General features: G+C 56.8%; 4 protein-coding genes and 1 pseudogene. 2 read left to right on the forward strand and 3 right to left on the reverse strand.

What is annotated here, in order from left to right; translation table 11 throughout:
- Nucleotides 1-47: 47 nt before the first annotated feature.
- The 3 genes from QCE73_RS38505 to QCE73_RS38515 form a co-directional block, all read right to left on the reverse strand.
- Nucleotides 48-1,487, reverse strand: a complete 1,440-nt coding sequence (locus QCE73_RS38505; RefSeq protein ID WP_233391279.1) for a cytosine permease — start codon at nt 1,485-1,487, stop codon at nt 48-50.
- 278 nt (nt 1,488-1,765) lie between these two features.
- Nucleotides 1,766-2,215, reverse strand: coding sequence for an SRPBCC family protein (locus tag QCE73_RS38510; protein ID WP_309886011.1), 450 nt, complete (start codon nt 2,213-2,215; stop codon nt 1,766-1,768).
- A 117-nt stretch (nt 2,216-2,332) separates the two neighbouring features.
- Nucleotides 2,333-2,908 (reverse strand): cupin domain-containing protein, encoded by a 576-nt coding sequence (locus QCE73_RS38515; protein ID WP_309886013.1) that lies wholly within the window; start codon nt 2,906-2,908, stop codon nt 2,333-2,335.
- 747 nt (nt 2,909-3,655) lie between these two features.
- Here QCE73_RS38515 and QCE73_RS38520 point away from each other — a divergent pair.
- Together QCE73_RS38520 and QCE73_RS38525 are read left to right on the forward strand one after the other, a co-directional pair.
- A protein-coding gene (locus tag QCE73_RS38520) for an IS3 family transposase (RefSeq protein ID WP_404989881.1) occupies nt 3,656-4,791 on the forward strand; the annotation gives its coding sequence in 2 pieces (ribosomal slippage) (nt 3,656-3,920 and nt 3,920-4,791; 1,137 coding nt in all).
- Nucleotides 4,792-4,825: 34 nt separating this feature from the next.
- A pseudogene (locus QCE73_RS38525) lies at nt 4,826-5,846 on the forward strand (reverse transcriptase domain-containing protein); the annotation flags it as partial.
- Nucleotides 5,847-6,000: the final 154 nt, after the last annotated feature.

A 6,000-nucleotide genomic window follows, 5' to 3' on the forward strand; every position in this document is an offset into this window, starting at 1 on the left:
TGACTTTTAAGCAAGTTTGTTTCAGCGGTCGAGCATGGCCCTCGCCGCTACGCGATGCGCCCGTTGCGCTTTTCGAGAACGTAGAAAACCAGCCCGCCAACTGCGCCAGCGAAGACCCATTCGAGACTCACGCCGCCCACGAGGTTCGACAACGGGCCGGCGAAGAAGTCCGTGTGAACGAACATAAGCCCAACTATCAGCCCAATCGCCCACGCGATAAGCCCATTCACGTTCCAACCACTCGAAAACCAGTATTGGCCACCAGCCCGCTCGCCAAAGCGGAACAACTCGGCCGACTGGTAGCGGCCTTTCGCGACAAATCGGTAGCCCACCAAGTTGATAACGAGCCACGGCGCCAAGGCACATTGGTCGAGTGCCAGGAACGCGATAATCATGTTGGCCATGTTGACGCCGTAGATGCCGGCGAAAACCAGCGCCATTGCCACGGCACTGAGAACGACTGTCGCGCCGATACGGCCAAGTCGCGGAAACAATGTTTGAAGCCCTAGGCCAGCGCCGTAGATACAGAGACTGCCCTGTGGCTGGCTCCCGATGATGCCGACGAGTGCGAGCAACGCGACGCCCCACCACGCGACCATGCTGACCAAGCCGCCAACAAAGGGTGTATCAACGGCCTTGAACATGGTCGTGACGGCCGCTGCGAACACCAGCGCAATCCAGCAGCCAACGAACATTCCACTTCCGGCCGCGAACATCAGCTTCTGAGAACTGATGTCCTCCGGGATGTATCGCGTGTAGTCGTTAAGGAAGATGCCATACGACACCGGCAAGGCAGCTGCAATGGCCATAGACAGGAACCAAGTCGAACCCACGCTCCCTAACAGTGGCGTTCCACCTGCGTACGACGGATGAAAACCAGAAAACAGCGAGATTCCCACTACGACAAGGGCGGCCGCGACACCGTAGCTAACCAGTCGTTCAGTTGCGACGATGATGCTGTGACCAATGAGGGCGACGAGAATCACGAGGGCGCCGATGATTGCCGCTCCGACTGCAAGCAGGTTCGGCGTAATTGGCCAACCCCAGAGCCGTGCTGCGGCCGTGGCGATTGCCTCGCCTCCTGTCCAGACTGTTAGCGCCGTAAAGCCAAGTCCTGTGAAGATTGCGATTGCGGTGCCTATGACCCGGCCACGAACACCGAAATGTGCTCCGCTCGCGATGGAGCCGCTACAACCAGTGCGCGCGCCGAATGGTGCGAGCAGCGCAAAAAGCATCGAACCGACGAGCAGACCCGCGGTGATGGATGTGACTGAATTCCAGAAGCTCAACCCGAACGTGACTGGGAGCGAGCCGATGACGATAATGCCGAAACACATCTGGGACCCGACGAACACGAAAAACAGGTCCTTCAGAGTCGACGTTCGTTCGTTGGCCGGTATGACATCAACTCCATGCTGCTCAACCGATAGACTGTCCTCGGGGTGTGCTTCACTTGCCGAAAATTGGCTGACGCTTCGCTCACTCATCTTGCACTTCCTCCACTACCATCTTGAAAATTAAGAAAATGGTGTCCCCCCGCCTGAGGGAGCGCGGATTTGAGCTGTAAGCAAAAGGGTCTGCTATGCAGTCAAGTTACTTTCTTACGAGGACAGATAGTTTCATGTCGGGCAACTCTTAAAGCGAACTTCATGCCAGTTGAGATTTTGTCTAATTCAGGCAAGAAGCTTGACTGCTATTGCAACGACCCGGTGCATCTGAGCGCTTCAGCGCACCGAGTTGGAGTTCTCCGCCCCGTCGGAGCGCGTTAAATGCTGGCCGCTTGGCTCTGGTTGGCAAGGAACCGTCCGATGCCTCTCACGCAGTCTTCCCCAAAAGCGCGCACAGCATCAGAGGCTTGGTCGTCAGTGAATCCTGGCTGCACTTCAAACGTACCTTGGTACACGAATTTGCATGTGCGGGCGCCAGTCGGCTCAACCGACAAAGTTCCCACGTACCCTACGCCATATGGACCCGACAGCGATTTCGTGTCGAAAATCTTGTAGCTAAGGGTTCGGTCTGACTCGGAGAAGGAAAGGAGGCGCTCCCAGAGGATGGCGCTCCCGGCAGTCAACTGGCGAACGCGGCCACCGTCATGAAGAGTGCACGTGTCGGTGCCCGAACTGATGGCTTCGAGCGTGCCGAACGACCCAGCGACCCGCCAGACTTGCTCGGCGGGGTAGTCGAGGTCAAAAGAATGTTTAAACGTGCGCGACATTGGCTGCTCCGTTGGTTATCGTTGAACCAAGGATAGATTCAGCCAAAAAGTTGGTCAAGTTACTTTCCAATAGGGAAAGCACTAGGAAAGCATCCAGTTTTCCGGCACCTCTTAAGCTTAGAAGGTTGGAGGAGTGTTTATCCAAACGACTTTCGTAGTTACCTTGCCTGGATTTCGGTACCCATGCGGGAGGTGGCTTTGGAAGAAGAACGAATCACCGGGATGCAGAAAGTAGGTCGTGTCCTCGATGGTCAACTCCAAGTCGCCTTGAAGTATGTAGCCAATCTCTTCACCCTTGTGCTCAATCTTGCCGTCGCTGCTCCCTCCTGGCTCGACTACATGGATTGAGCCGAATAGCAGGCTCATCGTAGCTGCGGGCACGAGACTTTCGAGCGTGATGCCCGGGCCGCTGCGCAGCCCAGCGGTCCCAATGGTCGGTCGGTCCGCCACGCGCATGATTCGATGCTTGTCGTCCGCCTGCGCTGAGAAGAGCTCGCCGATAGACGTGTCGAGTATAGATACGATGCTATGGAGCATTTGAAGCGAGGGACGAACCTTGTCGTTTTCGACCTTTGACAGAAATCCCTCTGAGCAGCCGACCATGTCGGCCAGCTCCTTTAGCCGCATCCCTTTCACGCGTCGGGCGTGCTTCAACTTCACCCCAACCTGCAAGTCATGCAATTCATCGAGCACAGTGGCCCCCCGCGATGTCAGCCTATGACCGACTTGGTCAAACCGGACAAGAACCCATTTGAATCGGTCAAGTCGCCTGCCTTCATTTTACACCTTGGGCTATACACTTGCCTTATTGGCAACTTCCGCAAGTTTGTCAAAAAACGACTTTTCCTCCGGGCGGCAGGAAACCACACGAGCCGCATGTCTCTAGACTCCAGATTGTTAAAGAACGCCGGTCGCTGGTTAGCTCGCCGCGCGGCCCACCACGACAAACGCACTCACAAGGACCACCGAGCACGTATTTTAAGGCACTTTCTCCATACGAACGCCATCCGAATTGCCCGGCTGCGATTGGAAAGAGCTCAGCCACCCGAAAAATCAACCAATACACACCGATATCAACACAAATCAATAGCTTGTATAGTCAGGTATATGGCGGGCAATTCCCCCATAGCAAGCGCGCGTCAAAAATCACGTCTAGGACAAACGCTAATTGACGGTAGTTTTGCCATTACGAGGCTCGCTGATGAACATGGAGGTCGAATGTCGTTGAATGCGTTGTCTCACCCCACGGCATCCGTAATACAGAAGGGTTTTGGCGCCCTGCAATCGCCTTCGAGCAAATTGTGGTTTGCGCCCGTGTCCAGAGCCGAACGTTTGCGGCAATGCTGAGAGAAAGGTGGCTTCGGGAATTCGGACAGTTCGTTGAGTGGAAAAGCTGGGGGCGTGAGTCGGCCATAATGGCCGGCAACAAGGAACCAGAAGATGACGAAACGAAACCGACGGACCCACTCGCCAGCGTTCAAGGCAAAGGTGGCCCTGGCAGCGCTCAAGGGCGACACGACGCTGGCAGAGCTGGCCCAGCAGTTTGATGTCCATCCGAACCAGATTACGGACTGGAAGAAGCAACTGCAGGAGCGGGTTGCCGATGTGTTCGACGCGGGCAACTCGGCGCCAGCGGCACCGCCAGTCGACGTGAAGGTACTGCACGCGAAGATCGGGCAGTTGACGCTGGAGAACGATTTTTTAGAAAGCGCGCTCAGCAAGGCGGGACTGCTGAGCGTAAGGCGATGATCGATCGTGATCACGCCCTGCCGGTGACACAGCAGGCGCGGCTGGTAGGCATCAGCCGGTCGAGCGCCTATTACCAATCGCGCGGGGTCAGCGAAGCGGATCTGAAATTGATGCGCCGGATTGACGAGCTCCACCTCGAGCATCCATTTGCGGGGGCGCGAATGCTGGCACGGCTGCTGCGTCGCGAAGGTATCAAGGGCGGACGCAGACACGTCAGCACCTTGATGAAGCGCATGGGTGTCGAAGCGCTGTATCGCAAGCCAAACACGAGCCGCAAGCATGCAGCCCACAGGATCTGGCCGTACCTGCTTCGCAACCGGAAAATCGACCGGGCCAATCAGGTCTGGGCGCTCGATACGAGCTATATCGCGATGGCGCGCGGCTTCGTATATCTGACGGCTGTCGTGGACTGGGCGAGTCGTCGGGTGCTGGCACACCGGGTGGCGATCACGCTGGAGAGCTGCCATGCTGTCGAGGTGCTGGAGGAAGCGTTTGCGAAATACGGCCTGCCTGAGATCGTCAACACGGATCAAGGCAGCCAGTTCACCGCGACCGAATTCACCGACGCGGTGCTCAGCCGGAGCGTTCTTCTGTCCATGGATGGACAAGGCGCCTGGCGTGACAACGTGTTCGTTGAACGGGTGTGGCGCAGCGTCAAATATGAAGAGGTCTATCTGAAAGCCTACGACTCGGTCAGCCACGCCCGCCGCTCAATCGGCAACTACCTGAGCTGGTATAACCAGAATCGGCCTCATTCCAGGCTGGCCGATCAGGCACCGGATGAAGCATACTTCGCCACGCTGCCAGCGATAAAATCGGCAGCTTGATTGCCTCAGCGATTCCACTCAAAAACTGGTGGATCCTGTCCGAACGAATGAGGCCACCTCTCTCGGCATCCCTCGTCTGCGGGATCGGATTGTGCAAAGGGCGATGCTGATGGTAATGGAGCCTATCTGGGAGAGTGACTTCCATTCGGCTTCATATGGCTTCAGGCCCGCCCGTAGCATCACCACGCGATCCGCGCGGTGATGCTTCAGTTGCAGGACGGCGGTGGAAACAGTGTCGCCGGACGCTGGGTCATCGAGGGTGACCTCGCCAGCTACTTCGATACCGTTCATCGTCGTCTGCTTCTGAAGGGAATCCGCAAGCGGATCGCCGATCAGCGCTTCCTTGCCCTGCTCTGGAAGTTCATCAAGGCGGGTTGCGTGGGCCGTGATCTGTTTCGTGCATCGAGCGAAGGCGTTCCTCAAAGGGGCGTCATCTCACCCTTGTTATCCAACATCATGCTGCACGAATTCGATGTGTGGATGGAAAAGAACTACCTGAGCAAGAAAGTGCGGAAGGATCGATGGGCGTGGAACTTCGCAATTCTCACGCAGCGTCCGATTGCTGTTCGAGAAAACCGGCAGTGGAAACCAGCTATTTCCTACTGTCGGTATGCAGATGATTTTGTGATCGTGGTCAAAGGCACGCGTGAACATGCTGAGACAGTGCGTGATGCATGTCGCGGGTTCCTCGAAGGCGAACTAAAGCTCACACTAAATATGGAAAAGACTCATATTACGCACGTGAACGACGGCTTTGTCTTCCTTGGTCACCGCATCATCCGCAAGCGTGGGGCACGCGGTCGCATGCGACCTGTGACAACCATTCCGTGGAAGAAGTATCGGGGCGTTGCCGGGCGGCTGGTCAAGCAGCTGTCGGGCAACTACAGCATGAACCGGATGGACCTGATGGAAAGCCTGAACCGGCAGCTTGCCGGTTGGGCCGCCTTCTACCAATACACCGACTTTACGGCCACCATGTTTCGCAAGCTGGACCGGGTTGTATTCTGAAATTCGGATACTGGCTCGCGCGCAGGCATCGGCGCGGGTTGTCAACGTCGGACTTAGTTTCCCCAAAACTGTCGGAGTAAAATTCCCCACCCTGTATCTGCCTGGTGATCAGCCGTTTTCGGGATCGGGTGAGCTCCTCCGGGGGCGTCCTGGGCGCCGGCGCGGCGTTTCGGCAGATGCCGGGTGTAGAGATGATGGACG

The sequence above is a fragment of the Caballeronia sp. LZ029 genome, from assembly GCF_031451275.1.
Lineage (GTDB): Bacteria > Pseudomonadota > Gammaproteobacteria > Burkholderiales > Burkholderiaceae > Caballeronia > Caballeronia jiangsuensis.